The organism is Streptomyces sp. NPDC042371 (assembly GCF_056437465.1).
The window spans coordinates 133611-160094 of sequence record NZ_JBWKAP010000010.1 but is presented as its reverse complement, the minus strand read 5'-3'; the positions used below and the strand labels follow the sequence as shown (position 1 = coordinate 160094).

At 72.0% G+C, this 26484-nt stretch carries 26 protein-coding genes; 11 read left to right on the top strand and 15 right to left on the bottom strand.

The annotated features are described in order from the left end of the window. Positions 1 to 210 precede the first annotated feature (210 nt). Positions 211 to 1059, bottom strand: a complete 849-nt coding sequence (locus AC068B_RS29200) for a DUF4097 family beta strand repeat-containing protein (RefSeq protein WP_478674606.1) — start codon at positions 1057 to 1059, stop codon at positions 211 to 213. A gap of 217 nt (positions 1060 to 1276) precedes the next feature. Next, entirely contained in the window at positions 1277 to 1846 is a 570-nt protein-coding gene (locus tag AC068B_RS29195) for a hypothetical protein (protein WP_468557434.1), read from the bottom strand. Positions 1847 to 2176: 330 nt separating this feature from the next. On the opposite strand from AC068B_RS29195, the gene AC068B_RS29190 reads away from it, so the two are divergent. Further along, complete coding sequence (locus tag AC068B_RS29190) at positions 2177 to 2800, top strand: YceI family protein (RefSeq protein ID WP_478674605.1); 624 nt, start codon at positions 2177 to 2179, stop codon at positions 2798 to 2800. An 84-nt stretch (positions 2801 to 2884) separates the two neighbouring features. Continuing rightward, positions 2885 to 3433 (top strand): hypothetical protein, encoded by a 549-nt coding sequence (locus tag AC068B_RS29185; protein ID WP_478674604.1) that lies wholly within the window; start codon positions 2885 to 2887, stop codon positions 3431 to 3433. Between the two features lies 1 nt (position 3434). On the opposite strand, the gene AC068B_RS29180 is transcribed toward AC068B_RS29185, so the two are convergent. From AC068B_RS29180 to AC068B_RS29150, 7 genes are all read right to left on the bottom strand, one after another. Beyond that, positions 3435 to 4319 (bottom strand): alpha/beta fold hydrolase, encoded by an 885-nt coding sequence (locus AC068B_RS29180; RefSeq protein ID WP_478674603.1) that lies wholly within the window; start codon positions 4317 to 4319, stop codon positions 3435 to 3437. Between the two features lie 142 nt (positions 4320 to 4461). Next, the gene (locus AC068B_RS29175; RefSeq protein WP_478674602.1) at positions 4462 to 5844 is read right to left on the bottom strand and encodes a hypothetical protein; all 1383 of its coding nucleotides are present in this window, start codon (positions 5842 to 5844) and stop codon (positions 4462 to 4464) included. 71 nt (positions 5845 to 5915) lie between these two features. After that, positions 5916 to 7520: a citramalate synthase gene (gene cimA, locus AC068B_RS29170; protein ID WP_468557425.1), complete on the bottom strand. Its 1605-nt coding sequence runs from the start codon at positions 7518 to 7520 to the stop codon at positions 5916 to 5918. Positions 7521 to 7849: 329 nt separating this feature from the next. Continuing rightward, the gene (locus AC068B_RS29165) at positions 7850 to 9112 is read right to left on the bottom strand and encodes a TolB family protein (RefSeq protein WP_478674601.1); all 1263 of its coding nucleotides are present in this window, start codon (positions 9110 to 9112) and stop codon (positions 7850 to 7852) included. Positions 9113 to 9193: 81 nt separating this feature from the next. After that, a complete protein-coding gene (locus AC068B_RS29160; RefSeq protein ID WP_478674600.1) occupies positions 9194 to 10246 on the bottom strand; it encodes a TolB family protein in 1053 nt (350 codons plus the stop codon). Positions 10247 to 10361: 115 nt separating this feature from the next. Beyond that, on the bottom strand, positions 10362 to 10970 hold the full coding sequence (locus AC068B_RS29155; RefSeq protein WP_478674599.1) for a TetR/AcrR family transcriptional regulator: 609 nt from the start codon (positions 10968 to 10970) through the stop codon (positions 10362 to 10364). Between the two features lie 14 nt (positions 10971 to 10984). Next, a complete protein-coding gene (locus AC068B_RS29150; RefSeq protein ID WP_478674598.1) occupies positions 10985 to 12022 on the bottom strand; it encodes an agmatine deiminase family protein in 1038 nt (345 codons plus the stop codon). Positions 12023 to 12184: 162 nt separating this feature from the next. Here AC068B_RS29150 and AC068B_RS29145 point away from each other — a divergent pair, with 162 nt between their 5' ends. The 3 genes from AC068B_RS29145 (at position 12185) to AC068B_RS29135 (ending at position 14594) form a co-directional block, all read left to right on the top strand. Then, positions 12185 to 13615 (top strand): cytosine permease, encoded by a 1431-nt coding sequence (locus AC068B_RS29145; protein ID WP_478674597.1) that lies wholly within the window; start codon positions 12185 to 12187, stop codon positions 13613 to 13615. Positions 13616 to 13721: 106 nt separating this feature from the next. Beyond that, on the top strand, positions 13722 to 14399 hold the full coding sequence (locus tag AC068B_RS29140) for a DUF4232 domain-containing protein (protein ID WP_478674596.1): 678 nt from the start codon (positions 13722 to 13724) through the stop codon (positions 14397 to 14399). Between the two features lie 21 nt (positions 14400 to 14420). Continuing rightward, positions 14421 to 14594, top strand: a complete 174-nt coding sequence (locus AC068B_RS29135; protein ID WP_478674595.1) for a hypothetical protein — start codon at positions 14421 to 14423, stop codon at positions 14592 to 14594. Positions 14595 to 14630: 36 nt separating this feature from the next. Here the strand turns inward: AC068B_RS29135 and AC068B_RS29130 are convergent, their stop codons facing one another. Continuing rightward, complete coding sequence (locus AC068B_RS29130) at positions 14631 to 15560, bottom strand: zinc-binding dehydrogenase (RefSeq protein WP_478674594.1); 930 nt, start codon at positions 15558 to 15560, stop codon at positions 14631 to 14633. A gap of 143 nt (positions 15561 to 15703) precedes the next feature. On the opposite strand from AC068B_RS29130, the gene AC068B_RS29125 reads away from it, so the two are divergent. Next, positions 15704 to 16339: a TetR/AcrR family transcriptional regulator gene (locus AC068B_RS29125; protein WP_478674593.1), complete on the top strand. Its 636-nt coding sequence runs from the start codon at positions 15704 to 15706 to the stop codon at positions 16337 to 16339. Positions 16340 to 16489: 150 nt separating this feature from the next. Here the strand turns inward: AC068B_RS29125 and AC068B_RS29120 are convergent, their stop codons facing one another. Both AC068B_RS29120 and AC068B_RS29115 read right to left on the bottom strand, forming a co-directional pair. After that, complete coding sequence (locus tag AC068B_RS29120; protein WP_478674592.1) at positions 16490 to 17581, bottom strand: branched-chain amino acid aminotransferase; 1092 nt, start codon at positions 17579 to 17581, stop codon at positions 16490 to 16492. A gap of 247 nt (positions 17582 to 17828) precedes the next feature. Next, positions 17829 to 18878 (bottom strand): 3-isopropylmalate dehydrogenase, encoded by a 1050-nt coding sequence (locus tag AC068B_RS29115; RefSeq protein WP_055569505.1) that lies wholly within the window; start codon positions 18876 to 18878, stop codon positions 17829 to 17831. 158 nt (positions 18879 to 19036) lie between these two features. On the opposite strand from AC068B_RS29115, the gene AC068B_RS29110 reads away from it, so the two are divergent. Further along, positions 19037 to 20650, top strand: a complete 1614-nt coding sequence (locus AC068B_RS29110; protein WP_478674591.1) for a purple acid phosphatase family protein — start codon at positions 19037 to 19039, stop codon at positions 20648 to 20650. Between the two features lie 56 nt (positions 20651 to 20706). Here the strand turns inward: AC068B_RS29110 and AC068B_RS29105 are convergent, their stop codons facing one another. After that, positions 20707 to 20835: a hypothetical protein gene (locus AC068B_RS29105; protein ID WP_263398816.1), complete on the bottom strand. Its 129-nt coding sequence runs from the start codon at positions 20833 to 20835 to the stop codon at positions 20707 to 20709. A 208-nt stretch (positions 20836 to 21043) separates the two neighbouring features. Beyond that, the gene (locus AC068B_RS29100) at positions 21044 to 21970 is read right to left on the bottom strand and encodes a LysR family transcriptional regulator (RefSeq protein WP_478674750.1); all 927 of its coding nucleotides are present in this window, start codon (positions 21968 to 21970) and stop codon (positions 21044 to 21046) included. 98 nt (positions 21971 to 22068) lie between these two features. On the opposite strand from AC068B_RS29100, the gene AC068B_RS29095 reads away from it, so the two are divergent. Continuing rightward, a complete protein-coding gene (locus tag AC068B_RS29095; RefSeq protein ID WP_478674590.1) occupies positions 22069 to 23079 on the top strand; it encodes an NADP-dependent oxidoreductase in 1011 nt (336 codons plus the stop codon). A gap of 13 nt (positions 23080 to 23092) precedes the next feature. Here AC068B_RS29095 and AC068B_RS29090 read toward each other — a convergent pair whose 3' ends face one another. After that, a complete protein-coding gene (locus AC068B_RS29090; protein ID WP_478674589.1) occupies positions 23093 to 23632 on the bottom strand; it encodes a GNAT family N-acetyltransferase in 540 nt (179 codons plus the stop codon). 76 nt (positions 23633 to 23708) lie between these two features. Here AC068B_RS29090 and AC068B_RS29085 point away from each other — a divergent pair, with 76 nt between their 5' ends. From AC068B_RS29085 to AC068B_RS29075, 3 genes are all read left to right on the top strand, one after another. Next, positions 23709 to 24317 carry a CDP-alcohol phosphatidyltransferase family protein gene (locus AC068B_RS29085; protein ID WP_478674588.1) on the top strand — a complete coding sequence of 203 codons (609 nt, stop codon included), beginning with the start codon at positions 23709 to 23711 and terminating at the stop codon, positions 24315 to 24317. Continuing rightward, on the top strand, positions 24314 to 25186 hold the full coding sequence (locus tag AC068B_RS29080; RefSeq protein ID WP_478674587.1) for a phosphatidate cytidylyltransferase: 873 nt from the start codon (positions 24314 to 24316) through the stop codon (positions 25184 to 25186). Before AC068B_RS29085 ends, AC068B_RS29080 begins: the two co-directional genes overlap by 4 nt. A gap of 119 nt (positions 25187 to 25305) precedes the next feature. Next, entirely contained in the window at positions 25306 to 26457 is a 1152-nt protein-coding gene (locus AC068B_RS29075; protein WP_478674586.1) for a lysophospholipid acyltransferase family protein, read from the top strand. Positions 26458 to 26484: the final 27 nt, after the last annotated feature.

The window sequence follows — 26484 nt, the reverse complement described above, 5'->3', positions numbered from 1 at the left end:
GAGGGCCGGTAGGGCCGGTAGGGCCGGTAGGGCCGGTAGGGCCGGTAGGGCCGGTAGGGCCGGTAGGGCCGGTAGGGCCGGTAGGGCCGGTAGGGCCGGTAGGGCGAGGTTGCAGGGTGGGTGGAGCCCGAGGGGGCGAAAGGCTGGTGGGGCGGCGCCACCGGGCGGGGGTCCCGGCGGGGCACCCGTGTGGCAGAGCCCCCGCGGGGGTCAGGCTCGGTGGATCTTGATGTCGCCGATGCCCGTGCGCGCATGCACCTTCAGCGTGTCGACGGGATCTCCCGACGTCTCCGGGGACTCCGACTCCTCCAGCGCCTGGCTCACAGACCCCGCCTTCGTCCGTACGTCGAGCCACGCGGCCGTACCCTCGCGGATGCCGATCTCGATCTTGCCCGCCGCCGACTCCACGACGGTCGCGCCGCGGGCCACCTCCCCCACCCGCACGGCCCCGTTGGCCGTCTTGACGCTGACGTCGGCGGCCGCGCGGTCGATGGTGACGGAGCCGTTGGAGGCCTTCACCTGGATGTCGCCCTGGATGTCGCCGAGGGCGGTGATGCCGTTGGAGTTCTTGATCTCGACCGATCCCTCGACCTCGCCGAGACGGACCTCGCCGGAGGAGGTGTGGACGTCGACCGGACCGCTCGCACGCCCCAGCGAGATGTCGCCGTAGCCCGTGACCAGCTTGGCCGCGGCGGCCCGCTCGATCTGGATGTCACCCGCGGAGGTCTTGAACTCGCAGCCACCGAGCCCGCCTTCGGAGGCGATGTGCGCCATGACGGTCGTGGCGTGCAGCTCGGAACCGGACGGCAGCGCGATGTCCACGTCGATGGACGGTGCCTTGCCGAACATGGAGCGCTCCCTGGGCCCCTTGACCAGCAGCTTGCCGTTGGCGAACTCGACGCGGGTGCGCTCGGCCGCCTTGATGTCCGCTTCCACGGTCGCGCTGCTCGGCCGTACGTCAACGACGGTGTCCGCACGCTCCCCGGCCGTGATCCGGAGTGCGCCGACCCGGAAGGTGACGGTGGCGCTGATGGGCTTCGGGGTGTCGAAAGAAGGCATGGCTGTCCCGTCCTAGGGGCTCGCCGAGCCCTCAAGGGCTCGGTCGGCGAAGGCTGATGGAAGGTGACGAACGTGTGCGCTGAACGTGAGCACTGAACAGTGAGTGCTGGACAGTGGGTACTGAAAAGTGGGCGCCGAAAAGTGGGCGCTGGGCCGTGAGGCGTCGCCCCGTGCCGGACCAGACGGCGTCAACACCGCCCGGCCGCAGCCCGGCGCGCTACCGCACCCAGCCGGTGAAGCCCGTCCCGGAGTGCCAGGCCTCGCGGCGGCCGCCCGCCGCACCGGCCTTGTCCGCCCGACCCGCCCGCCCTTCCGGCTGGTCGACGGCGCCGGACACCGCACGGACGAGCCACGCGTTGACCGAGAGCCCGTCCCGGGTCGCCGCCTCCTCCACCCGGGCCTTGACGTGGGCGGGAAGGCGGAGGTTGACCCGGGCGGTGCCGCCGTCGTCCGCGAGGTCGGGCGCGGCGGGCGGCGGGGGCGGTGTCGGCCGGGCCGCCATCAGGGCCGCGTACTCGGCCTGCGCGTCGAACGGCTCTGCCGCGGGCGGCGGTGTCACCACGAACTCCGGGTCGACACCACGCAGTCGTACGTCGACCGAGCCGGGTGCGAGGTCGGCGGTGATCTCGTCCGCGGCGGCGGAGAGCGCGTTCAGCAGAGTGAGCCGGGCGGCCGACTCCAGCGGGGCGGTGAGGCGTTCGGCCAGGGCCCGCGCCTCGTCCCCGCCCGCTTCGGCGGCCACGGCAAGCTCCTGCCGAAGCTGATCGACGTACTGCGTGAGGTTCATAGCGCCATAGTGGCACCACAATGGCGCCACTGCAAGCCCCAGTGACACCGAAGCCCACCCCCACGTGGCGCCACACACCCATACCCGCAGGTCAGAGCAGGCGCATCACCCCATGGCGCCAACATGACACCTCCGCGACACCACCCGGCGCCGAGTGGCACCAAGCGGTGCCGCTCGGTGCCAAGCGGCGCCGGATTCGGCCAATCCGCGTAATCGCAGCCGACATGCCGCCCTAGAGGTTGAAAGTTGAACCGAATCGCGCTACCTTCGATCTCGTTGAACATTCAACAGCAGCTCCATTCCCGGAGCTCGCCCCCCAAGGAGCACGTCATGGGTCTCTTCGGCCGCAAGAACGACACCGACACCGCCACCACCCCGGCTGCCGCCGCCCCCGCCGCGGTCAACCCGGACCTCGCCGCGCTGACCGGCGACTACACGATCGACCCCTCGCACACGACGATCGGCTTCGTCGCGCGCCACGCCATGGTCACGAACGTCAAGGGCTCCTTCCTCGACTTCTCGGGCACGCTGCACCTGGACGGCTCCGAGCCGTCCGCGTCGACGGCATCCCTCGACGTCAAGATGCAGAGCATCGACACGGGCAACGCCGACCGTGACGGGCACCTGAAGAGCGCGGACTTCTTCAAGACCGACGAGTTCCCGGAGATGACCTTCCGCTCCACCAAGACGGAGGCGCTGGGCGGCGACGACTACCGCGTCACCGGTGACCTGACGATCCTGGGCACCACGAAGCCGCTCACGATCGACCTGGAGTTCAACGGCGCGGCCACGGACCCGTTCGGCAACGAGCGCGTCGGCTTCGAGGGCAAGTCGGAGATCCTGCGCTCGGAGTGGGGCCTCACCTGGAACGCCGCGCTGGAGACCGGCGGCGTGCTCGTCTCCGACAAGATCAAGCTGAACTTCGACATCTCCGCGATCAAGGCCGGTTCCTGAACGGACCTCGACGCCACCCCGCACGGCCACCCCGCACGGCCACCCCGCCCGACCGCAAGACCCGCGCGCGCTACCGTTCCGCCTGTGCCCGAGTTCATACAGCAACTGCCCGCACTGCTCGGCGTGATCATCGGCGCGCTCGGGTCCTATGTGGCCATCACCCGGGGCGACCGCATCCGCTTCCGGCGGGAGCAGGCCGCCCGCTGGGAGGAACGGCGGCTCGCCGTCTACACCGAGTACGCCCGGGTCCTGAAGCAGACCGTCAGCCTCACCTACCGGGTCGCCGCCCACCTCGGCAACGACCCGCACCCGCATCCCCTCTCCCCCGAAGAGGCCGTCCCCCACTTCGCCCAGGCCACCGAGGCCCGGGACCCCGCCGGGGAGACCCTGCTCATGCTCGGCGCGCCGGACGTCGTCGAAGAGGCGCGCACATGGGTGCTCCTGGTGATCCGGATGGAGCGGTTCCTGCGGGAGGACACCCACGACCCCGATGCGTGGGGCGCTCTTCTGGAGCGCCAGCGCGCCGCGCGCGCGGCCTACTACGCGGCCGTGCGACGGGACTTGGCCCTGCCGCCGGGGCATCCGGGGCGATGGCCGGTGACGGTTCCCCCGGCCGACGCGCAGGCACAGTAGGTCACATCCCGAGCGTGTGCTCCAGGATCGCCTTCTCCAGAGGCCCGTGCACCGCGGGCGGCAGCGCATGGCCCATGCCCGGGATCTCCACCAGGCGCGCACCGGCGACGACCTGGGCGAGGTGCTGGGGGTGCGGCAGCGGGAAGACCGGCTCGGCAGTGGCGGACACGACCAGCACGGGGACCCGGTTCGCGGCCAGTTCGGCCGTGCGGAGCATGCCGGAGCTGTCGGCGCGAGCGTGGGCCGAGGACTCCGCATGGCTGCCCGCGTGCTCGATGACGCGCCGCTCCAGCTCCCTGAAGTACGCCGCGTCGAAGGGCAGTTGATCCCCGCCCAGCAGGCGCCAGTGCTCCACCCGCCGGTCCAGCTCGGCCTCCGGACCGTGGTCCTCGACAGGCCGCGCCCACATCTCCAGGATCTCGGGCGCGATGCCGGGCAGCTCGGCGACGGGGACGCTCACCCCGTCCGGCCGCACGTACGGCGTCTCGCTCAGTGCGCACGTGCCCATCAGGGTCGCGCTCAGCACCCGCTCGGGGTGATCGGCGAGCACGAGCTGGGTGAGCATGCCGCCCAGCGAGAGGCCGACGACGTGGGCCCGCTCGATCCCGAGACCGTCCAGGACCGCGACCGCGTCCCGCGCCAAGTCGGTGACGGCGTAGGGCTCTTCGTCGAAGGGGCGGTCCGAGCGGCCCGTGTCGCGGTGGTCGTAGCGGATGACGTGGTGGTGCTCCGCGAGCGCGTCGACCAGCGGCTCGGGCCAGCCGAGCGCGGAGGCCTGGGCCCCCATGACGAGCAGCAGCGCGGGAGCGTCGGGCACCCCTCGCCGCTCCGTCCACAGCCGGACCCCCGGCGCGACATCGACGTACTGCTCATGGACCTGTCGCATGACTGACTCCCCGCACTCGGAAAACCCGGAAGACCCGGGACAACAAGACGAACCGTATCGTCTCGTAACTCCCGAGTGCGGTCAAGGGGTCCGCGGTCGGACCCTCCCGGCTCCTGGCCCCTGGCTCCCGGCCCCTGGCCCCTCAGAACCCGCCCCCACCCCCGAAGTCGCCACCACCGCCGAAGTCCCCGCCCCCGCCGAAATCGCCGCCACCGAAGTCGCCGCCACCGAAGTCCGAGGAGTCGAAGTCCGCTCCCGAGTAGTCGCCGCCCTCGTAGTTGCCCCCGAAGTCCCCGTATCCGGAGCCGTGGTCCGCCGCGTACGCGGGGCTCGACATCATGCCGCCGAGCATCGTGCCGACGAGGAGTCCCGGCAGGATGCCGCCGCCGAAGTAGCCGCCCGCCCACGGTCCGTACGCCGGTCCTGCCTCCCAGTAGGGCCGCCGCTCGCCGGACTCCGTGGCCACGGTCCGCACCATCGGGTCCTCGCCGTCCGCGAGCCGCGCCGCGTCCGCCGCGCACACCGGCACCGAGCGTTCCGCGCCGTTCGCGGGCGCCCACGTGGCGTCCTCGACCGAAGGACCGTGCCGCGGGTCGAAGAAGCAGGGGGCCCGCCGCTCCGGCAGCTCGCGGCCCTCCCGGCGCGCGGCGAGCAGGGCCAGCGAGAAGCGGCCGTCCTCCAGTGCCTGGGTGACGCCCCGCACGTCCTCGGGGCGCTCGGCGGCCGCCATGTACGCCTTCGCCTTCTCGTACGCGTCCAGCGCCCGCTCGTAGTCCGCGCGCATCGCGTCGTCCGCGCCCGCCTCCGCGGGGTGGAAGTCGAGACGGTCCAGCTCCTCGCCGAACGCGGTGATGTCCTCGTCGACGACGACGGACAGCTTGCGCAGCGACTCGCGCTGCATCTCCTCGTGCCGCCGCTTCTTGCGCCGGACGATCGCGTACGCGCCCCCTGCGCCCGCCACGACGACCACCCCGACCCCGACGAGGGCGCCCACCGAGACGCCGTCGTCCTCGCCGCCACCCCAGGAGCTCGGGGCCTTGCCGCGCGCCTGCACGACGGCCTGGCCGACGAAGCGGTCGAGCTGGGCGGGGGCATCCTCGCCCTGGACCAGCGAGACGAGGTTGTCGACGGCGTTGGGCGACAGCACCGACCGGTCGGCCTTCGCGTCGAACCCGTCACCGAGCCGGACCGCGTACGCGCCGGTCACGCCGGTCTCGGTGCGCAGCTGGCGGAAGAGTTTCTGCTGCGGGAAGTTGTCCGGCAGCACGGCCACGAAGACCGGCTTGTCGGCCTTCTTGATCTTCCGGGCGAGGGCGTCGGCCTGCTCCCCGGAGAGCTGGTCCGACGCCGCGGGATCGACGTACACCGGACTCTTCTTCCAGGCGTCGGCCACCACCGACACGCTGGAGGCGTCCTGCGTCCCGGATGCCGCGATGGCCCCGGGCGCCGCCGTGAACGACACGGCACCCAGGGCGAGCAGCAGTCCGGAGAGTCCGACGGTGATCCGCTTCGTCCGATTCCTCATACTTCGAACGTAACCCAGACGGACCCCAGGCGGGTGCCCGCGGGGGGTCTTTGGGCAGGTCTGTGGGCGGACTACTCCACCGGTTCGACCCCGGCCCGCAGCAGACCGTAGGTGTAGGCGTCCTCCAGGGCGTCCCACGACGCGGCGATGACGTTCTCCGCGACGCCGACCGTCGACCACTCGCCGACGCCGTCGGTCGTGGAGATCAGGACGCGCGTGGTGGACGACGTGCCGTGCTTGCCCTCCAGGATGCGGACCTTGTAGTCGACGAGCTCCAGCTTGGCGAGCTGCGGGTAGATCCGCTCCAGGCCGACCCGCAGCGCCCGGTCGAGGGCGTTGACGGGGCCGTTGCCCTCCGCGGTGGCGACGATGCGCTCGCCCTTGGCCCACAGCTTCACGGTGGCTTCGTTGGCGTGCGTGCCGTCGGGGCGGTCCTCGACGATGGCCCGCCAGGACTCGACCCGGAAGTAGCGGCGGGCCCGGCCCTCGGCCTCCTCGCGGAGCAGCAGCTCGAAGGAGGCGTCGGCGGCCTCGTACGTGTAGCCCTGGAGCTCGCGCTCCTTGACCCGGTCCACGACGCGGCCGATCAGGTCGCGGTCGTCGCCGAGGTCGACGCCGAGCTCCTTGCCCTTGAGCTCGATGGAGGCGCGGCCCGCCATGTCGGAGACGAGCATGCGGATGCGGTTGCCGACGAGGTCCGGGTCGATGTGCTGGTAGAGGTCCGGGTCGACCTTGATCGCGGAGGCGTGCAGCCCGGCCTTGTGCGCGAAGGCGGAGACGCCGACGTACGGCTGGTGCGTGGACGGGGTCAGGTTCACGACCTCGGCGATGGCGTGCGAGACGCGGGTCATCTCGCGCAGCGAGCCCTCGGGCAGGACCTGCTTGCCGTACTTGAGCTCCAGGGCGGCGACGACGGGGAAGAGGTTGGCGTTGCCGACCCGCTCGCCGTAGCCGTTGGCGGTGCACTGCACGTGGGTGGCGCCGGCGTCGACGGCGGCGAGGGTGTTGGCGACGGCGCAGCCCGTGTCGTCCTGGGCGTGGATGCCGAGCCGGGCGCCGGTGTCCGCGACGACGGTGGAGACGACGGCCTGGACCTGGGCGGGCAGCATGCCGCCGTTGGTGTCGCACAGGATGACGACGTCGGCACCGGCCTCTGCGGCGGCCCGCACGACCGCCTTGGCGTACTCGGGGTTGGCGCGGTAGCCGTCGAAGAAGTGCTCGCAGTCGACGAAGACCCTGCGGCCCTGCGAGACGAGGTAGGAGACGGTGTCGCGGACCATCTCCACGTTCTCGTCGAGGGTGGTGCGCAGGGCGAGCTCGACGTGCCGGTCGTGGGACTTGGCGACGAGGGTGATGACGGGGGCGCCGGACGCCAGGAGGGCGTTGACCTGCGGGTCGTCGGCGGCCTTGGCGCCCGCGCGGCGGGTGGCGCCGAAGGCGACGAGCTGGGCGTGCCGGAAGGTGATCTCCTCCTGGGCCCGCGCGAAGAACTCGGTGTCGCGCGGGTTGGCGCCGGGCCAGCCGCCCTCGATGAAGCCCACGCCGAAGTCGTCCAGGTGCCGGGCGATGGTCAGCTTGTCCGCGACGGTGAGGTTGATGCCTTCGCGCTGCGCGCCGTCCCGCAGCGTGGTGTCGAAGACGTGGAAGGAATCGTCGGGTGTGCTGGTTTCCGTCATGCTGATCTGGCTCCTGTGTCGGATCTCGGTCTACCGGAATGACCGGCTCCACCACCCCCAATGATCCCGCGCGCTCCGTGTCCGGCTGCAGTTGGGCCGGGAAACGAAAAAACCCCTCGCGGGTGCGAGAGGTCTGCGCGCGGGTCGAGGCGACGGTGTCCGCCCGTACGTGATGGATACGAGGCGGTCACTGCGGACCGGCGCGCCTGCTGCCAATAATCATGGCGAACGAGAGCACGGAGGCAGCTTGCCACGCTTTGCCCGCGCACGGGGCCGTTGTCTCACGATGCGGGCGGCTCGTGGTCGCACCGCCCGCGTCGTGGCGGGCGTCAGCGCAGGTGGCGCACGAAGACGTCGTCGCCCTCGTTGGTGTCACCGGGCAGCAGTCCGGCGTCACCGGACGAGAACGCGATCCGGCGGGCGTCCGCCGAGATGCCGCCGGGGACGACCGTCGCCGTGGCGGCGCCGCCCGAGGTGTCGGGGGTGACGAGCGTGGTCGTGCCGTCCTTCAGGTCCCGGAGGTAGACGGGCCACTCCTTGCCGTACTGGCTGCCCGGCTCGGTCAGCTCGGACATGTAGGTGAGGTGGCGGCCGTCGCGGCTGATCGCGGGCGAGCGGGTGTAGGCCTCGCCGGGGCCGCCCTGGGTGCCGTGGATGCGCTGGTTGTGGCCGGAGGCCACGTCGTGCACGAACACGTTCCAGGCGGCGTCGTTGTCGTCGGGCACGAGATGCGTGTCCCGGGACTCGAAGACGACGGTGCCGCCGTCGCCGCTGATGGACGCGTCCAAGGACTCCTTCTCGGTCTTGGAGCCGTCGTACGAGCGGTCGACCTGGGACAGCTTGCCGGTCCTGCGGTCGCGCAGCCACAGGTCGCTCCAGTCGTCGCCGCGCGGACCGTTCACGAAGGAGTCGGCGTAGACGACGTACCTGCCGTTGTCGCTGACGGTCGCCGAGTGGGCGTCGCGCTCGCCGTCGCCGCCGGTGTACGGATGGCTGACCTTCTCCGTGGTGCCGGACTTGCGGTCGCGCAGGAAGACCGCGGTGCCGTCGAACCGCGGCCCGTCGGTGTCGAAGACGGCGTAGCGCGCGTTCGCGCTCAGGGAGACGCTGCCCGCGCTGTCGCCCGGGTAGCCGTCGGGCAGCTCGACGTCGAGGCGCTCGGTCTTCTTGGTCCCGCGGTCGTAGAGCCGCACGTCGCGGTCGGAGTAGGAGCCCGCGGGGCTGGAGACGAACGCGACGTAGCGGCCGTCGGCGCTCAGGGAAGGGCCGCTGGCCTGGCGTCCCGGCAGGGCGATGCGCTCGGTCTTTCCGGTGCGCAGGTTGCGTACGAAGACGTCGCGCGCCCCGTTCGTGTCGCCCGCGGTGAGGTCGCTCGCCTCGGAGTCGAAGGCCGCGAACCGGCCGTCGCGGCTGATCACGGCCCCCGTGGACCGGTCGTTCGCGGCCTTGCCCCCGGTGGTGACGCTGACGCCCTCGGTGCGGGGCGCGTCGGCCGCGTCGGCGGCGAAGGCGGCGGGCAGGGCGGTGACGGTGGCCGCGACGATGCCTGCGGCGACGGCCAGGGAGATGCGCTTGCGATGGGTGCAGTACATGGTGGTTCAAGTCCCCCGTTTTTGCTGCTGGTCGGTGAAGGCCGTGCGGATGGCTCAGGCAGATGGCTGAGCTTGGGTGGCTCAGTGTGGGTGGCGCAGGAAGACGTCGCGGAAACCGTTCGTGTCGCCGGGCACCACGTCCGTGTCCTCGGAGCTGTAGACGACGCCGCGTCCCTTGGCGGCGATCGCGCCCGCACCGGCCGAGCCATGGCCGACGCGCACTTCGTGGCCGCTGCGGAGGTCGCGGAGAACGATGTTCAGCTGGCTGTCTCCGTAGAGGAGCTGGTGTCCGTTCGGGCTGACCGCCTGCGCGGTCGCGGTCGGGAAGTGCTGGGACTTTCCGGTGCGCAGGTCGCGTACGTATGCGCCCGACGGGGAGTTCAGCGCCACCGTGCGGCCGTTGACCTGCGCCACGGTGGACGGGCTGCCGTCGTCGATGCGGGTGAGGCCGCCCGTGGTGCGGTCGCGGAGCCAGACCTGGCCGGTGCCCGCGTCCGTGTAGGCGACGTACCGGCCGTCGCCGCTGATGAACGGGTCCACCATGTCGCGGGCCGCGTCCGGCGGCCCCTCGCTGACGACCTCCCTGGTGTCCGTCTCCCGGTCGTAGACCTCGACGCGGGCGGGGTCGCCGGGGTGGCGCGGCTGCAGTTTGTACGCGACGTGGCGGCCGTCCGCGCTGATGGACGGGTGGGCCGAGCTGTCCTTGAAGCCCTTGCCGTCGATCTGCTTCCGCTCCCCCGTGCCCAGGTCGGTGAGGAAGACGTTGATGCCGTGCGTCCCCCAGCCGGTGTGCGCGGCGTACCGCCCGTCGTCGCTGATGACGGGGGCGCCCATGGAGTTCTTGAGCCGCGTGACCTCGCCGGTCCGCAGGTCGCGTACGAATCCGTAGTCGTAAGGGCCCTGGTGGCCCTCCGTCAGGTTCTCCGCGTCGCTGCGGAAGGCGACGTAGCGGCCGTTCCCGGAGAGGGAAGCGGCGCCCGACGCGCCGTCGGCCTCGGTCCCGTCGGCCGCGACGCTCACGCGCTCGACGCGTGGCGCGGTCCGCGCCGCCTGCGCAGCGGCGGCCGGTAAGGCGGTGGTGCCGAGCGCCGCGACGAGCACGGCGCTCAAGGAAACACGTCTGGCAGTGGACATGACTTCCCCCAAAGACCTGTCGCTCCCCCGGCCCGACGCCAGGGCCCACGGGGATACAAGCGCACCGGAAGGGCGACGGGCAATCAGTCGGACTGCGTACAACCCGGACGGGGGACTAGGAGTCCGAGGCGAGTGCGGTGTCCAGGAACTCCCCTACGTGCGTGAGGACCTGGTCCCGCCCGGTCCCCCGCAGCCCGATCGCCACATGGATGGAGAACCCGTCGAGCAGCGCCCGCAGCCGGGACGCGAAGCGGTCGGGGTCGATCGCCCCGAACTCGCCGCGCGAGACCCCCTCGGCGAGCAGCGCCACCAGGTCGCGGTGCCAGGCCCCCTCGATCGCGGCCTGCCGGTCGCGGCCCTCCTCGTCGGCGTTGAGGGACCGGTTCCAGACCTCCAGCCAGAGCGTCCAGTGGGGATCGCCGACGGCGTCGGGGACGTACAGGTCGACGTACGCGTCGAGGCGCTCGCGGGCCGTGCCCTGCCGGGCCAGGAGACGGCCGCGCTCGGCGCCGAGACGGCCCTCGCTCCACTCCAGGGTGCGCAGGAGCAGCTCGTCCTTGGTGCGGAAGTAGTAGAGGAGATGGCCGGAGCTCATGCCGACCTCGCGGCCGATCGCGGCCATGGTCAGCTTCTCCAGGCCGCGCTCGGCGATCATCTCCATGGCGGCCGCCAACACGTCCTCACGCGGCGGGGCGTTCTTCCGCGCGCGGGCCTGACCGGCCATCCCGTACTCCTTGATCACACCTTCGGCTGCTGCTGGGTGATGCAGTGGATGCCACCGCCCCCCGCGAAGATCGTACGGGCGTCGACGAGCGTCACGGTCCGGTCCGGGAAGAGACCCCGGAAGATGCCCGCCGCGATCTCGTCGTTCGGGTCGCCGAAGGCGCACAGGACGACGCCGCCGTTGCAGAGGTAGTGGTTGATGTAGGAGTAGTCGACCCAGCCCTCGTCGTCCTTGAGGACGGTCGGGGCGGGCACCTCGACGATGCGCAGGGTGCGGCCGCGCGCGTCCGTCTGCCCCTTCAGGGCCGCGACGATCTCCTTGCTGACCTCGAAGTCGGGGTGTGTGGGGTTGCGCTGGGTGTGGACGAGGACGACGCCGGGCGCGGCGAAGGCGGCGACGATGTCGACGTGGCCGAGGGTGCCGAAGCCGTGGCCCGGGTAGTCGGCGGTGAGCCCGCGCGGCAGCCAGATCGCCTTGGTGGTGCCGAGGTGGGCGTGGACCTCCGCCTCCACCTGCTCCTTCGTCCAGCCGGGGTTGCGCTCGGGGCCGAGCTGCACGGTCTCGGTGAGCAGGACGGTGCCCTCGCCGTCGACGTGGAGACCGCCGCCCTCGTTGACCAGCTTCGAGGCGTACGTCCGCGCTCCGGCGAGGTCGGCGACGTACGCCCCGACCTTGGAGTCGTGGTCCCAGCGGGCCCACTCCTGGGCGCCCCAGCCGTTGAACGTCCAGTCGACGGCGGCCAGGCCGCCCTTGCCGTCGGTGAGGAAGGTGGGCCCGATGTCCCGCATCCAGGCGTCGTCGAGCTCCCGCTCGGCCACCTCGATGTCCGGGCCGAGCAGCTCCTTGGCGTACGCGGACTGCGCGGGCCCGCAGACCACGGTGACCGGCTCGAAGCGGCGTACCGCACGGGCGACGCCGGCCCAGGCCAGGCGGGACTCGTCGAGGCCCTCGGGGTCGTCGAAGGTCGGGTTGGGGCACGGCCACGCCATCCACGTGCGCTCGTGCGGGGCCCACTCGGCGGGCATGCGGAAGCCGTCGGCGGCAGCGGTCATGGCGTACACCTTCACGAGGGGGAGAGAGGAATTTAGAGCACCACTCTAACTACTAAATCCGCATGCGGTAAGCATTGACGGCGAGGGGCCGAACGCGTCACATTGAGCGCTGCTCAAACGTGGGGCAACCATTGGGACCAAGCGAGCGTCAGGGGCACCCTCATGCCGATAGAACAGCGCGGAGTCGACACCATCCCGGACGGGGAGCGCACCAGCGGCCCCCGCGATCTCGTATCGATCCTCATCGGCTCCAACCTCTGCCTGGGGGTGATCGTCTTCGGCTGGCTGCCGGTCTCGTTCGGCCTCGGCTGGTGGGAGTCGGTGAGCGCGGTCGTGGCGGGCACCGTGCTCGGCACGGCGCTGACGGCGCCGCTCGCCCTGGTCTCGCTGCGCACCGGCACGAACCTCTCCACGTCCTCCGGTGCCCAGTTCGGGGTGCGCGGCCGCCTCGTCGGCTCGGTCGTCGGCCTCCTCCTCTCCCTCGGCTACACCGCGCTGACCATCTGGATCGGCGGCGACGTGATGGTCGGCACCCTGCACCGGCTGCTCGGCCTGCCGACCGGCGGACTCTCGTACTCCCTGGTCTACGCCCTGCTCGCGGCGGCCACCGTCACCGGCGCGGTGTACGGCTACCGCGTCCTGCTGCGCCTCTCCCGCGTCCTCGCCGTCGGCATGACGGCGCTGCTCGCCCTCGGCGTCATCGCCTACGCCTCCGACTTCACCACCGCCGCGCTGCCCGGCGCGGGAGGCTATGCGCTCGGCTCGTTCTGGCCGACGTGGCTGCTCGCCCTGGTCGCGGCGGGCCTGTCGGGGCCGATCGCCTTCATCACCCTCCTCGGCGACTACACCCGCTACATCTCCCCGGCCCGGCACAGCTCCCGCGCGGTCCTCGGCGCGGCCTGGCTCGGCCTGCTCGCGGGGCTCCTGATCCCCCAGCTCTTCGGCACGTTCACGGCATACGCGGCCCGCGCGGCCCTCGACTACGCGGGCGGACTCGTCGACGCCTCCCCCGCCTGGTACCTGATCCCGCTCCTCCTCGCCGCCTCCGCGGGGTCGGTCGGCAACGCGGGCCTGATGCTCTACTCCATGGGCCTCGACCTGGACGCGATCCTGCCCCGCGCCTCCCGCGCCCGCGCCACGTACACGGTCGCCGCCGTCGCCACCGTCTGCGTCTTCGTCGGCCACTACGCGTGGGAGGCGCAGGACGCGATGACGTCCTTCGTGCTGCTCCTCACCGCCATCGGCACCCCGTGGGCGGTGATCACCCTCATCGGCCTCGCGCGCTGCCGCGGGGAGTACGACGCGGACGCCCTGCAGGTCTTCAACCGCCGCTCCAAGGGCGGCGTCTACTGGTACCGCGCGGGCTGGAACCTCCGGGCCACGGCCGCCTGGGCGCTGGGCGCGGTGGTCGGTGTGCTCGCCGTGTCTCTGCCGTCGTACGAGGGTCCGCTGCTGTCCCTGACGGGCGGGGTCGACTGCAGCTTCCTGCTGCCAGGCCTGGTGGGCGGCGCGGGCTATCTGGCGCTCGACCGTCCGGCTGCACTTCGGGGGACCGCGACTGCCCCGACGGGCCGTGAGTCTTTGCCCCTGTGACGGGTGCCTGTGACAGAACGAAGACGTCGCTGAGGACGGCCCGTAACTCGGTGCGAGATACAAATAGTTCCGACCGCACGCACCGAGTTACCGCTGGGGGAACACCATGAAGCACACCCGCACCGCCGCTCTCGCCGCCCTGAGCCTCGCCGCCGCCCTCTCGCTCACCGCCTGTGGCGGCGACGACTCCAGCAGCGACTCGTCCGCCAAGGGCTCCTCGTCCTCTTCGTCCGCGGGCTCCTCCTCGGGCAGCGACTCGAAGTCGGAGAACGGCTCGGGCTCGGGCAGCTCCGAGGCCGGTGACACGAAGTCGGACTCCGCCAAGAACACCGGGTCGGGCGCCGCCGCCGCGAAGGGCGCGACGAAGACCAGCGGCAAGGTCACGTTCTGCAAGACGGAGGACCTGGCCATCGACGCGCAGGACGCCGCTCCCGACGAGAACACCGGCCGCATCAACGTCACGATGATCAACCGTGGTTCGACCACCTGCTCGGCGACGGGCTTCGCGGGCGTCGACATCAAGGACGAGGACAACACCTCGAACCCCATCGAGCGCGGCCAGGCCCAGCCCCGCATCACCAACCTGAAGCCCGGCGACGCCGCTGTCTTCAACCTCGCCTACGACATCGACAGCTCCGGCAAGAGCCTCGCCTCGCCGACCGAGCTCCAGGTGACGCCTCCGAACGAGACCCACACCGTGAACATCAAGTGGCCCGCGGGCGCCGGTGACATCAAGGGCGCCTACACCGACGTCCAGGTCTACCCCACGCACACGACCAAGTAGGCGATACGAGAGAGTACGACCATGGAAGAACTCATAGGCCTCGGTGTCCGCGCGGCCAAGGGTGCCGGGGCGGCGGTCATCTCCGTCGTCGACGCCATCACCAGCGGCCCGCTCACACCGGTGGGGTCGAACACCCCGAAGGCGGAGGACGAGAAGACCTCCGCGAAGGCCGAGGCCGAGGCCGAGGAGAAGTAGGGGGCCCCGCCTCCTCCCCCTTCGGCGCCTGCGGCTTCAGCCGATGTCCAGGATCGCCTTGCCGTGGAGACGGCGGCCGAGCAGCAGGTCGGCCGCCTCCTGGGCCTTGTCCCACGGACCCCGCCAGGACGTGCCGGGGTCGAGCGCACCCGACGCCACCTGCCCCGCAAGCCAGGTCAGATCCCTGGCGAGACCGGCGCAGCCGAGCAGGTGGAAGCTGACGACCGAGCGGTCGTGGCGGCCCCTGTCCCCGTAGAGCGTCCCGTACGGGAAGTGTTCGGCGTCGCCGCCTGAGTGTCCGACGGACACGAGCGTGCCGTGCTGCGCCAACTGCTCGTACGCCTCGACGAGTTGACGCCCTCCGACCTGGTCCACCACGCCGTCCACCGGCGCCGCGGCCGCCGCGGGCGCGGCGATCACCTCGTGCGCGCCGAGCGCCCTGAGCGCGTCGCCCCGCCCCTCGGGGTCACCGGTCACCGCGACGACCTCCGCGCCACCGAGCCGGGCGAGCTGCACCGCGTACCGCCCGACGCCACCGGTGGCGCCCGTGACCAGGATGCGCCTGCCGAGGATCGGCCCGATCCGGTCCAGGGCGCGCAGGGCGCTGGCGCCCGCGACCGGCAGCGTGCTGATGGCTCCCAGGTCCGCCCCCTCGGGCACGGTGCCAAGCCACTCCGTGTCGACCGCGCGGAGTTCGGCCCAGCCGCCGTCGCCGCCCAGGGTCACCACCGGGGTCCCTGCGGCGGGGCCCGAGCCGTCGGCGGCGGCCCGCTCGACCACGCCCGCCGCGTCCCACCCGAGCACCGCGCCCTGTGGGGCGTCCTCCAGGACATGGCGGACCTCGCCGTAGTTGAGGGAGGTGGCGGCCACCCTGACCAGGGCCTGGTGCGGGGCGGGCGCCGGGGCGGGGGTGTCGCCGATGCGCAGCCCTCCGGGGGCGGAACGGTCGACCAGCAGTGCGCGCATGGGAGTTGAGCCTTTCTGCGTACGCCAAAGGGAGGCCGGAAACACCAGAGGCGGCGACCGGCCGTCGCCATAGTGCCACTGAGTGGCAGAAGCCATCAAGAGGCATTCGCTCCCCTGGCGCAGCAGCGGTCTACACTTCCGCCATGGACTCCACGGACCCCGACCAGCTCCCCCTGCGGGAGCGCAAGAAGCTGCGGACGCGCCAGGCACTCGTCGACACGGCCCTGGACCTCTTCACGGAGCGCGGCTTCGACGGCGTCACGCTCGACGCGCTGTGCGATGCCGTCGACGTCAGCAAGCGGACGTTCTTCCGTACCTTCACCAGCAAGGAAGACGTGGCGATGGCGCCGACCCAGGATCTGTGGACGGCGTTCATGGACGAGCTGGAGCGGGTCGAACCGGACGCGGGGCAGCCGCTGTTCGACGTACTGCGGGACGCGTTGCTCGTGGCGCTGGACCGGATGCCCGCGGAGGGATGGACGGGGCGGGTGCTGCTCTCCCGCCGACTGGCGGCGGTGACTCCGTCCATGGACGCGCACGGGCTCGCGTTCTGCGACCGCACGAGCCGGGCGGCGCTCGTCGTGGCGGAGCGCCGTTTCGACCTGCCAGGCGGGGGCGACCTTCGGGCACGGCTGGCGATCGACCTGCTGGTCGCGGCGTTCCACCGAGCCCTGGAGACCTGGACGGAAATCCCCGACCCCACACGCGACGACCTGGCGGAAGCCGTCAGAACCGCCTGCGCCGCGCTCCCGGGAAGCCTCACCCTCACAACCCACTGACGCCGGGCGGCCTCTGGCGGCAGGCGAAGCCGCCGCTCAGGGGCGCGGGGAACTGCGCGACCAGCCACAAAGCACCCGCACCCGAAAGCAAAAGCAAAACAGCCCCGCAGGACGCAAGCCGCGGGGCTGCCGTGAACACCGCCCAAGCCCTCAGCCGAGGTCGTGCATCCAGCCGTGCTGGTCCTTCGCCTTACCCCGCTGGATGTCGAGCAGCGCCTCACGCAGCTTCAGCGTGACCTCACCAGGCTGGCCCCCGCTCTGCTGCCACTCACCCGCGTTGCACTTGACCGTGCCGACGGGCGTGATGACCGCGGCCGTACCGCAGGCGAAGACCTCGGTGAGGGTGCCGTTCTCGGAGTCGGTCTTCCACTGGTCGATGGAGACGCGGGCCTCCTCCGACTCGTAGCCGAGGTCACGGGCGACGGAGAGGAGCGAGTCACGGGTGACGCCCGCGAGCAGCGAGCCCGTCAGGGTCGGGGTGACGATCTTGTTCCCGTACACGAAGTACAGGTTCATGCCGCCGAGCTCCTCGACCCACTTGTGCTCGACGGCGTCGAGGTAGGCGACCTGGTCGCAGCCCTTCGCCGCGGCCTCGGCCTGCGCTAGCAGCGACGCGGCGTAGTTGCCGCCGGTCTTGGCGTCGCCCATGCCGCCGGGCACGGCGCGCACGCGGTCCTCGGAGAGCCAGATCGAGACCGGCTTCACGCCACCGGGGAAGTAGGCACCGGCGGGCGAGGCGATGACGATGAAGAGGTATTCGTTGGCGGGCTTCACGCCCAGGCCGACCTCCGTGGCGATCATGAACGGGCGCAGGTAGAGGGACTCCTCCCCGCCGTGCGCCGGGACCCAGTCGATGTCCTGCTTGACCAGCAGGTCGCACGCCTCGATGAACGTCTCCACGGGCAGCTCCGGCATGCCGAGGCGGCGCGCGGAGGACTGGAAACGGCGGGCGTTGGCGTCGGGGCGGAAGGTGGCCACCGTGCCGTCGGGCTGGCGGTACGCCTTCAGGCCCTCGAAGATCTCCTGCGCGTAGTGCAGCACGTTCGTCGCCGGGTCGAGGGAGAGCGGGCCGTACGGCACGAGCTGCCCGTCGTGCCAGCCGCGGCCCTCCGTCCACTTGATCGTCACCATGTGGTCGGTGAAGTGGCGGCCGAACCCGGGGTCGGCCAGGATCGCCTCGCGCTGGGCGGCGGCCAGTGGCGTCGAGGAGGGCTTGAGCTCGATGGTCGGCGTCGTCGTCATGAGTACTTCGTCCTTCACGTGTGATGGTGACGGACCGCGCTCACATGCGAACGCCCAGTACTAGGACGTCCGAGTTTCCCTGCTGCTTTCACGGCCCCTCGTTCGATTATCGCTCGCGGGGTCCCGAGGGAGAAACGGCACGATTGCGGCCCGGGGGTCGATGGTGACACCCGGGGGCCGGATACGAGAAGCCGCCGGGCTGTCCTGCGCGGCCCGGCGGCTTCCGTTCGATCTTCGAGCTACCGGGTCAGCGCGCTACCCGTACGGCGAGCGCGTCGCCGATCTGCTCGGTGCTGCGGACCGTCTCGCCGCGCTCCGCGAGGTCGGCGGAGACCGCCTCCTCGATGCGCGCGGCCTCGGCCTCGTACCCGAGGTGGCGGAGCAGGAGGCCGACGGAGAGGACCGTCGCCGACGGGTCCGCCTTGCCCTGGCCCGCGATGTCCGGGGCCGAGCCGTGCACCGGCTCGAACATGGACGGGAACTCGCGGCTCGGGTTGATGTTGCCGGAGGCCGCGACGCCGATGCCGCCGGAGACGGCCGCGGCGAGGTCGGTGATGATGTCGCCGAAGAGGTTGTCGGTGACGATCACGTCGAAGCGGCCGGGGTCGGTGACGAGGTAGATCGTCGCGGCGTCGACGTGGATGTAGTCGGTGGTGACCTCGGGGAACTCCTTGGCCACCTGGTTGAAGACGTTGGTCCAGAGGTGACCGGCGTACGCGAGGACGTTGTTCTTGTGGACCAGCGTCAGCTTCTTGCGCGGGCGGGCCTGCGCACGGGCGAAGGCGTCGCGGACCACGCGCTCCACACCGAACGCGGTGTTGACGGAGACCTCGGTGGCCACCTCGTGCGGGGTGCCGGTGCGGATCGAGCCGCCGTTGCCCGTGTAGGGACCCTCGGTGCCCTCGCGCACGACGATGAAGTCGATCTCGGGCTGGCCCTTGAGGGGGGTCGCGACGCCCGGGAGCAGCTTCGAGGGCCGCAGGTTGACGTGGTGGTCGAAGAGGAAGCGGAGCTTCAGCAGGAAGCCGCGCTCCAGGACGCCGGACGGGACCGAGGGGTCGCCGATCGCGCCGAGCAGGATCGCGTCGTGCTGCTTGAGCTCTTCGACGTCGGCGTCGGTGAGGGTCTCACCGGTGGCGTGGTACCGCTTGGCGCCGAAGTCGAATTCCTTCGTCTCGAGCTTCACATCCTGAGGAAGCACGGCGTTGAGGACCTTGAGCCCCTGGGCCACGACCTCTTGGCCGATGCCGTCTCCGGGGATGACTGCGAGATTGATGCTGCGAGAACTGGCCGACATGCAAGCACCGTACTCTTCGTCCCACGGGATGACATGCGGTGTCCGTCATGCGGACAGTCGCCTCGTGGACGGCTGCCTCATGGACGGCTGCCTCATGGACAGACGCTGTTCATCCCGGCGTACGGCGGGAGTTGGGCCCCGCTGGGAAGTTTCCTGCCATGGACACTCCCAACGTCGGCATTCCGGAGGAGCTCGCGGCCCGGATGAGCATGCCCGAACAGCACGAGTACCTGCGCAGGAAGCTCTCCCGCCGCAAGGTGCTCGCGGGCTCGTTCGCGACGGCGGGGGCGGTCGGCGGGGTGGCCCTGCTCGGCGGCAGTTCGGGCGCGGTCGGCACTTCGGGCGCCGCCGGGGCGGGTACGTCGTCGGCGCACCCCCTGGCCGCGCCGTCCGCGCCGGTGCGGGTCGACGGCAGGCTGGTGGCCCCCTTCGGCAGGCACCTCGCCTTCGGCGCCGACCCGCAGACCCAGATGCGGATCTCCTGGCAGGTCCCGCTCGCGGTCAAGTCCCCTTACGTACGCCTGGGGACGGAGCCGTGGGACCTCGGTCAGAAAGTAGCGGCGGAGGTGCGTGACCTGCACACCCCGTCGCTGTCGAAGAAGCTGCCCGCGGTCGAGCAGTACTACCTGCACGCGGCGCTCGACGGCCTCAGGCTCGGCACGACGTACTACTACGGCGTCGGCCACGACGGCTTCGACCCGGCGTCGCCCGGACGGATGGCGACGATCGGCTCGTTCAGGACCGCGCCCGCACAGCCGGAGAAGTTCGTCTTCACGGCCTTCGGCGACCAGGGCGTCAGCTACCACGCGCTCGCCAACGACCAGGTGATCCTGGGCCAGAACCCGTCGTTCCACCTGCATGCGGGCGACATCTGCTACGCGGACACCACCGGGCACGGCAAGGATTCGGACACCTATGACGCGCGGGTCTGGGACACCTTCCTCGCCCAGACGGAGTCCGTCGCCAAGTCGGTGCCGTGGATGGTGACCACCGGCAACCACGACATGGAGGCCTGGTACTCGCCGAACGGCTACGGCGGGCAGCGGGCCCGCTGGTCGCTCCCCGAGAACGGCTTCGACCCGGAGAAGGCGCCGGGCGTCTACTCCTTCCGGTACGGAAACGTCGGCGTCGTCGCACTGGACGCCAACGACGTCTCGTACGAGATCCCCGCCAACAAGGGGTACACGGACGGGCGGCAGACCGCCTGGCTCGACCGGCGCCTGCGCGAGCTGCGCGCGGACGACGCCGTCGACTTCGTGGTGGTCTTCTTCCACCACTGCATGTACTCCACGTCGACGCACGCCTCCGACGGCGGCGTGCGCGACGCGTGGCTCGAGCTGTTCACCAGGCATCAGGTGGACCTGGTCGTCAACGGCCACAACCACGTCTACGAACGCACGGACGCCATCAAGGGCGGCGAGGTCGGCAAGCCCGTGCCGGTCGGCGCGTCGACCGATCCGACGCGCGACGGCATCGTGTACGTCACCGCGGGCGGCGCGGGCAAGGACCTCTACGGCTTCGGCCCCGGGGTCAAGGACAGCTATGAGGGCAACGTCCACGATCACGATCACGAAGGCATCGTGACCTTCCACTGGACGAAGTCACGCCGTCCCGACCCGGACACCGTGGGGTGGTCGCGGGTGCGCTACACCGGCTTCTCGTTCCTCGCGGTCGAGGTGACGGCCGGGGCGCGCCCCAGGCTCTCGGTCTCCGCGCTCGCCGAGAACGGCGAGCGCATCGACCACTTCGAGGTCGTACGCGGGACTCAGTGAGCCCAGTGAGCCCAGTGAGCCCAGTCGGCTCAGTGGGCCCAATGGGCTCGGCGAACTCAGTGCCCTGTTTCGCCGCCGTTGTCCCTGCGGTCGAGGGCTCGCTGGAGGGCGGCGGCGGCGTTCCTGCGCTCGGCGTCGCTGGTGCGGGAGGTGTGACGGACTCGGCGGGCGGTCGTCTCGGCCATGGGGGATCCACTCCTTGAGGGAAGGGTGTGTTCATTCGAGACGCCGGGGGGCGGGGAGCGACGGAGCGGCAGGGTTCGCCTGCGTGCGGCTCCGGCTCACGACCGCCATTCGCTTGATCGAGCGAGACGTTCGGCTTCTTCCAAGCTAAGGGAGGACGGAGCGTCTGTCTCCACAATTACTCGGACTTCCTACTATCTGAGACGGCCTTCACGCGCGCGACGCTCTGAGCTCGCGGATCAGGGCTCGGACGGCTAGCGAATGAGCCAGCTCAGGGGTGGTGACGTAGCCCACGGAACGGGTCGGGCGGACCGTTCCGAGATCGGTGATCTCGACTGTGTCCGGTGCTCCGGTCAGGGAGAGGGCAGGCATGATCGCCATGCCGTGACCATTGCTCACCATCGAGAGCACTGCTCCGTCGTCCTCGGTCAGAACGGTCGCCGAGGGGATCCAGTCCTGCCGCCCCCACCACTCCCGCGTGTACGAGCCGCAGTTCTCGTGCCAGTCCACCAGCGGCAGCGAGCGCGGGTCGGGGTGGCCCGCCGGGTGCACCAGCGAGTAGGGCTCTTCGAGGAGTACGTCACCGATGAGCCCGGCGGGCACCGGCGAGGTCGCCCCGAGCGTCGCGATCCCGACGTCGGCGCGCCCCTCGGCGACCTCGCCCGCCGTGCCCGCGCCCAGCTCCCGCACCACCCGCACCTCGGGCCTGATCCCGGGGTGGCTCGCGGCCAGGCGCCCCAGGGCGGCGGGCAGCAGGTGCAGGGCGGCGCTGCGGAACGCGGCGATGCGCAGCGTCGTCCCCGTCACGCCTCCCGCGGCGTCGCCGTCGCCCCGGCCGCCCTGCGCCTGCGCCCGCGCCGCGCCCCGCGCCTCCGCGACCAGCGTATCGAGCAGCCGCAGCACGCGCCGGGCATGCGCGGCGGCCGCGGCTCCCGCGGGGGTGGGCGTCGCGCCCTTCCTGCCGCGGTCGAAGAGCACGGCGCCGACCTTGCGCTCCGTGCCACGGATGGAGTGCGAGACCGCGGACTGGGTCAGGCCGAGGGCCTGGGCGGCCGCCGAGAACCCGCGCTCCTGGTCGACGGCGACCAGGATGCGGAGCTCGTGCGGCGCGAGATCGGCGGGCGTCGTCCGGGACAGCGGTCTCACCTGCTTCTATGAGGACCCTTCATGGTCCGGGCCGTTCCATGAGCGCAACCCACTCCCCCGCGCCCGCATTCCTGCCTACGGTCACGGACATGACCGAGACCGCACTCACCGTGCACCAGACCTCCCGCCCCCACGGCTTCCCCACCCCCGCCCACTTCGCCTTCGTGGAGTCCCCGCTCCCCCGGCTCGCGCCCGGCACCGCCCTGGTCGAGGGCCTCTACTGGTCCGTGGACCCGTACCACCGCGAAATGATGGACGGCGACTTCGCGCTCGACGCCCCGCTGGAGGGCCGCACCATCGGCCGCGTCGTCGCGTCCCGCGACCCCGCACTCGCCGAGGGCGACATCGTCGGCCACCGGCAGGGCTGGCGTACGCACGCCGTGGTCACGCCGGACGAGGTGCGCAGGCTGCCGCGCTTCGACGGCGTCCCGCTCTCCGCGCATCTGAGCATCCTCGGCGGCACGGGCCTCACCGCCTACGTCGGTCTCACCCGCATCGCCGAACTCCGCGAGGGCCAGGACCTGTTCGTCTCCGCGGCGGCGGGCGGGGTCGGCACGGCGACCGGCCGCCTCGCCCGGCTCATGGGCGCGGGACGGCTCGTGGGCAGCGCGGGCACGGCGGCGAAGGCGGCGTACCTCACCGAACACGTCGGCTACGACGAGGTCTTCGACTACCACGCGGGCCCGGCCGCCGACCTCCTCGCCAAGGCGGCGCCCGACGGCATCGACCTGTACGTCGACAACGTGGGCGGCGAGCACCTGGAGGCCGCGATCTCCTCGCTGCGCGACCGCGGTCGGATCGTGCGGGTCGGCACGATCGCCCAGTACAACGCGACGGGCGCGCCCTACGCGCTGCGCAACCTCCCCGACATCGTGGAGAAGAGCCTGCGCATGGAGGGTTTCCTCGTGCGCGACTACTACGAACTGCAGGAGGAGCTGTACGAGTTCGTGGTGCCGCATCTGCGGAGCGGGCGGGTCGGGCTCGACGAGACCGTGGTGGAGGGGTTCGACGGGATCGTGGACGCGTTCCTGGGGATGCTGCGGGGCGAGAACCGGGGCAAGATGATCGTCAGCGCGGCAACCGCGAACCAGGACCGGTAGCCGGTGACCGGGACTAGTACACGTCCCCGTCCCGCCAGTCGATGAGGAGTTCGTGCGCCGGGTCCAGGTCCGCGCCCCAGAGCAGCGGGGGCTCCTCCTCCGGCATGTGGACCACGCCCGTCGGGCCGAGCGCACCGACCGCGCCCTTCCATTCCTGCCAGCCGCGCGCGAGGTAGAGCCGCGCGCCCTCGTCGGACGCCGACAGCGCCCCCAGCTCGTACGCCCCGTCGACCACCTGCTCCAGGGCGCCCATCACCTGCCCGCCGAGGCCCTGCCGCTGCCGGTCGGGGCGGACGGCGACCGCCTCGACGTAACCGATGCGCAGGGAGCGGCCGTTGTGCAGGAGCCGCCGCTGGACCACGGAGCCGTGCGCGAGCAGGGTGCCTGCCGCGTCGTGCAGGAGGGCGTGGACGCCGCCGAGGCCGTGCTCCCAGTCCTGGTCGCTGAAGTCACCGTCGAACGCCTCGTCGAGCAGGGCGCGCGCGGCCCGCAGTTCGGCCGCCGTCAGATCACTGGTGTGCGCTCTGCGCAGGGTGTTCACGTCGGTGTTCACGTCCCCACGGTACTCAGGCCGCAGCTGAGTACGCACCCCGATTCGCCCGCGGCCCGCCGACGGCAGAGTCACTGTCATGAACGGCCTCTACGCTCTCAAGCCCTGGTACGCGGACAAGTTGTCCGGCGTGCGTGCGGCGCTCGTCCGTCGCGAGGTGTCGCCCGACACCCTCACGCTGGCGGGCGTCGTGTGCGCGGCGGGCGCCGCCGCCGCACTCGCCGGGCTGCCCTTCGGTTTCTCGGCGCCGCTGGTGGCGCTGCTCCTCGCCGCGCGCCTGGCCTTCGCCAACCTCGACGGCGCGCTGGCCCGTGACACCGGCCGTACGACGCGCAGGGGCGCGCTCCTCAACGAACTGGGCGACCGGGCCGCCGACTTGATCGTCCTCGCGGGCTTCCTGCCGCTGGCCCCGCTGTGGCTGGTGGCGACGGCGGGCCTCGCCGCGACGCTGCCGTCCTGGGTGTCGCTCGCGGGCGCGGCGGCGGGCGCGGGGCGCCTGAACGGCGGCCCGGTCGGCAAGACGGAGCGGTGTGCGCTGGTCGTGGTGGCGGCGGCGTCCGGGTGGACGGTACCGGTCCTCGCGGCGCTCGCGGCGGGCTCCGCGCTGACGGCGGGCCTGCGCCTGGGCCGCCTGTGGCGCGAGCTCGACGGCGCGGAGGGCCCGGTCGGGCTGGGCGGTGCGCGATGAGTGGGGCCTTGGTGGTGGGGGAAGCGGGGATAGCTGCCGGTCGGGCCGTGCCCGTCGTGGCCGGGGTGCTCGGGGCGGGTGGGGTCGCCGTCGCGGCGCTGCCCTCGCGGGTGCGGATGCGGGCGGAGCTGCGCAAGCGGTGGCGGACCTGGGCGCTCGCCGCGCCCCTCTTCCTCGGGGCGTTCTTCGTGGGGCGGGCGGGGGCGTTCGCGCTCGCGGCCGGGCTCGGGGTGATCGCGGTCGGCGAGTACGCGCGGATGGCCGCGCTGCCCCGCGGTGAGCGTGCCGTGCTCGGCGGCGCCGCGGTGGCCGTGCCCGGCGCCGCGTGGGCCGCGCCGGGCGCCCTCGACCTGCGGGCGGCCGGTGCGCTCCTGATCGCCGCCGCCGCGGTCGCGCTCTTCTCCGGAGACGCCGAAGGAGGCTTCACGCGCGCGTGCCGCACGGCGTTTGGGCTCCTGTGGATCCCCCTCTCGCTGAGCGGCCTCGTCCTGCTCGGTGACACGGCGGTCGCGGTGGGCGTCGCGGTGGCGTTCGGGGACGTGGGCGCGTGGTGTGGCGGCACGGCACTCGGCCGCAGCGGCCCGCTCGCCCGCCCCCTGTCCCCGCTCTCCCCCAACAAGACCTGGGCCGGAGTCGCGGGAGCCGCCGCCGCGACGGCCGCCGCACTGGCCGCGGTCGGCGCGTTCACCCCCGTCCTCTGGGCCGCCGTGCTCGTCGGCTGTGTCCTCGGCGACCTCCTGGAGTCGATGGTCAAGCGCGAGGCGGGCGTGAAGGACGCGGGGAGCTGGCTGCCGGGGTTCGGTGGTCTGCTCGACCGGATCGATTCGCTGCTGGTGGCGCTGTTGCTGACGATGGTGGTGACGCTGTGAGGACACAGTCGAGGACATGTTCAAGACCTGCCGCAGAAGATCGAGCCCGTCCGGCGATCGAGGACGAACTCGGCGGAGCCGGTGACCGACCGAGCCACGTGCCCGGTCCGCGGAGCCCCGTGGCAGCCCTCCTCCGTCGCGCCCTGTGGTGGACCCTGCTCACGCTCACCGGCGGCGTGGAACGCCGTGGGCGGCTGCCGCGCGGCGGCTGCGTCGTCGTCGCCAACCACTCCTCGCACGCGGACACCGCCGCCCTGCTGGCCGCGTTGGACGCCCGGCACTCCCCCGCGATCGGCGCGGCCGCCGACTACTGGTTCGCCTCGCCGTGGCGGCGCCGGATCTGCAGCCGCCTCGCCGCGGGCTTCCCGGTGCGCCGCACGGGCGGCGGCATGGACGACCTCCTGGCCAGGACCGACGGGCTGCGCGCGGGCCGCGCCGTGGTCCTCTTCCCCGAGGGCACTCGCGGGCGGGACGGTGAGCTGGGGTCGTTCCACCGCGGCGCCCTCGTCCTCGCGGAGCACGCGGGCGTCCCGGTCGTGCCGGTGGCCATCGCGGGCACGGACCGACTGCTGCCCAAGCACGGCAGGCTCCGCCCCGCCCTGGTCCGCGTCGCGGTCGGCGCGCCGCTGCCCGCATCGGCCACCCCGGAGCAGGCCCGCGCCGCGGTGGCGGCGCTGCGCCGGCGTACGGCGGAGGAGCCCTTGGCGGACTCGGCGGCGCGCAAGCGGATCGCCGCGGTCGCAGGGTCCCGCCGGGGACTTCTCGTCGGCTTCCTCTGGGCGTGCGCGGAGGCGCTGAGCTGGCCGCTGATGCCGGAGCTGTTCCTCGCGATCGCGTGCGTCGCGGTGCCGCGCCGGGCCCTGAAGCTGTCGCTCGCGGCGCTCGCGGGCAGCCTGGCCGGTGGCCTGCTCGCCCTTCAACTGGCAGCCGCGGGAGTGCAGTTGCCGCACCCGCTGACGACGGACCGGATGCGCGCCGAGGTGCGCCAGGAGCTTGCCGTCGAATCGGCGGCGGCCGTCCGCCACCAGCCCTGGAACGGCATCCCCTTCAAGGTGTACGCGCGCGAGGCGGGCCGCGCCGGCATCGCCCCGTCCGACTGGCTGGCCCACTCGGTCCTCTCCCGCGGCTCCCGCACCCTCACGGTCGGCCTCGCCTTCGGCGCCTTCGGCTTCCTCGTCCACCGCCTGCGACGCCGCTACGCCCTGTACCTCGCCCTGCTCGGCGCCGGTTTCACCGCGGGCCTCGCCCTGATCGTGACCGGCTGGAGCTGATCCCAATTGGTCTGCACCATGGCGCGG

Coding starts and splice junctions, on each gene's coding strand:
- AC068B_RS29200 (WP_478674606.1), bottom strand. CDS start 1,059: ATGCCTTCTTTCGACACCCCGAAGCCCATCAGCGCCACCGTCACCTTC.
- AC068B_RS29195 (WP_468557434.1), bottom strand. CDS start 1,846: ATGAACCTCACGCAGTACGTCGATCAGCTTCGGCAGGAGCTTGCCGTG.
- AC068B_RS29190 (WP_478674605.1), top strand. CDS start 2,177: ATGGGTCTCTTCGGCCGCAAGAACGACACCGACACCGCCACCACCCCG.
- AC068B_RS29180 (WP_478674603.1), bottom strand. CDS start 4,319: ATGCGACAGGTCCATGAGCAGTACGTCGATGTCGCGCCGGGGGTCCGG.
- AC068B_RS29175 (WP_478674602.1), bottom strand. CDS start 5,844: ATGAGGAATCGGACGAAGCGGATCACCGTCGGACTCTCCGGACTGCTG.
- cimA (WP_468557425.1), bottom strand. CDS start 7,520: ATGACGGAAACCAGCACACCCGACGATTCCTTCCACGTCTTCGACACC.
- AC068B_RS29165 (WP_478674601.1), bottom strand. CDS start 9,112: ATGTACTGCACCCATCGCAAGCGCATCTCCCTGGCCGTCGCCGCAGGC.
- AC068B_RS29160 (WP_478674600.1), bottom strand. CDS start 10,246: ATGTCCACTGCCAGACGTGTTTCCTTGAGCGCCGTGCTCGTCGCGGCG.
- AC068B_RS29155 (WP_478674599.1), bottom strand. CDS start 10,970: ATGGCCGGTCAGGCCCGCGCGCGGAAGAACGCCCCGCCGCGTGAGGAC.
- AC068B_RS29150 (WP_478674598.1), bottom strand. CDS start 12,022: ATGACCGCTGCCGCCGACGGCTTCCGCATGCCCGCCGAGTGGGCCCCG.
- AC068B_RS29145 (WP_478674597.1), top strand. CDS start 12,185: ATGCCGATAGAACAGCGCGGAGTCGACACCATCCCGGACGGGGAGCGC.
- AC068B_RS29140 (WP_478674596.1), top strand. CDS start 13,722: ATGAAGCACACCCGCACCGCCGCTCTCGCCGCCCTGAGCCTCGCCGCC.
- AC068B_RS29135 (WP_478674595.1), top strand. CDS start 14,421: ATGGAAGAACTCATAGGCCTCGGTGTCCGCGCGGCCAAGGGTGCCGGG.
- AC068B_RS29130 (WP_478674594.1), bottom strand. CDS start 15,560: ATGCGCGCACTGCTGGTCGACCGTTCCGCCCCCGGAGGGCTGCGCATC.
- AC068B_RS29125 (WP_478674593.1), top strand. CDS start 15,704: ATGGACTCCACGGACCCCGACCAGCTCCCCCTGCGGGAGCGCAAGAAG.
- AC068B_RS29120 (WP_478674592.1), bottom strand. CDS start 17,581: ATGACGACGACGCCGACCATCGAGCTCAAGCCCTCCTCGACGCCACTG.
- AC068B_RS29115 (WP_055569505.1), bottom strand. CDS start 18,878: ATGTCGGCCAGTTCTCGCAGCATCAATCTCGCAGTCATCCCCGGAGAC.
- AC068B_RS29110 (WP_478674591.1), top strand. CDS start 19,037: ATGGACACTCCCAACGTCGGCATTCCGGAGGAGCTCGCGGCCCGGATG.
- AC068B_RS29105 (WP_263398816.1), bottom strand. CDS start 20,835: ATGGCCGAGACGACCGCCCGCCGAGTCCGTCACACCTCCCGCACCAGC.
- AC068B_RS29095 (WP_478674590.1), top strand. CDS start 22,069: ATGACCGAGACCGCACTCACCGTGCACCAGACCTCCCGCCCCCACGGC.
- AC068B_RS29085 (WP_478674588.1), top strand. CDS start 23,709: ATGAACGGCCTCTACGCTCTCAAGCCCTGGTACGCGGACAAGTTGTCC.
- AC068B_RS29080 (WP_478674587.1), top strand. CDS start 24,314: ATGAGTGGGGCCTTGGTGGTGGGGGAAGCGGGGATAGCTGCCGGTCGG.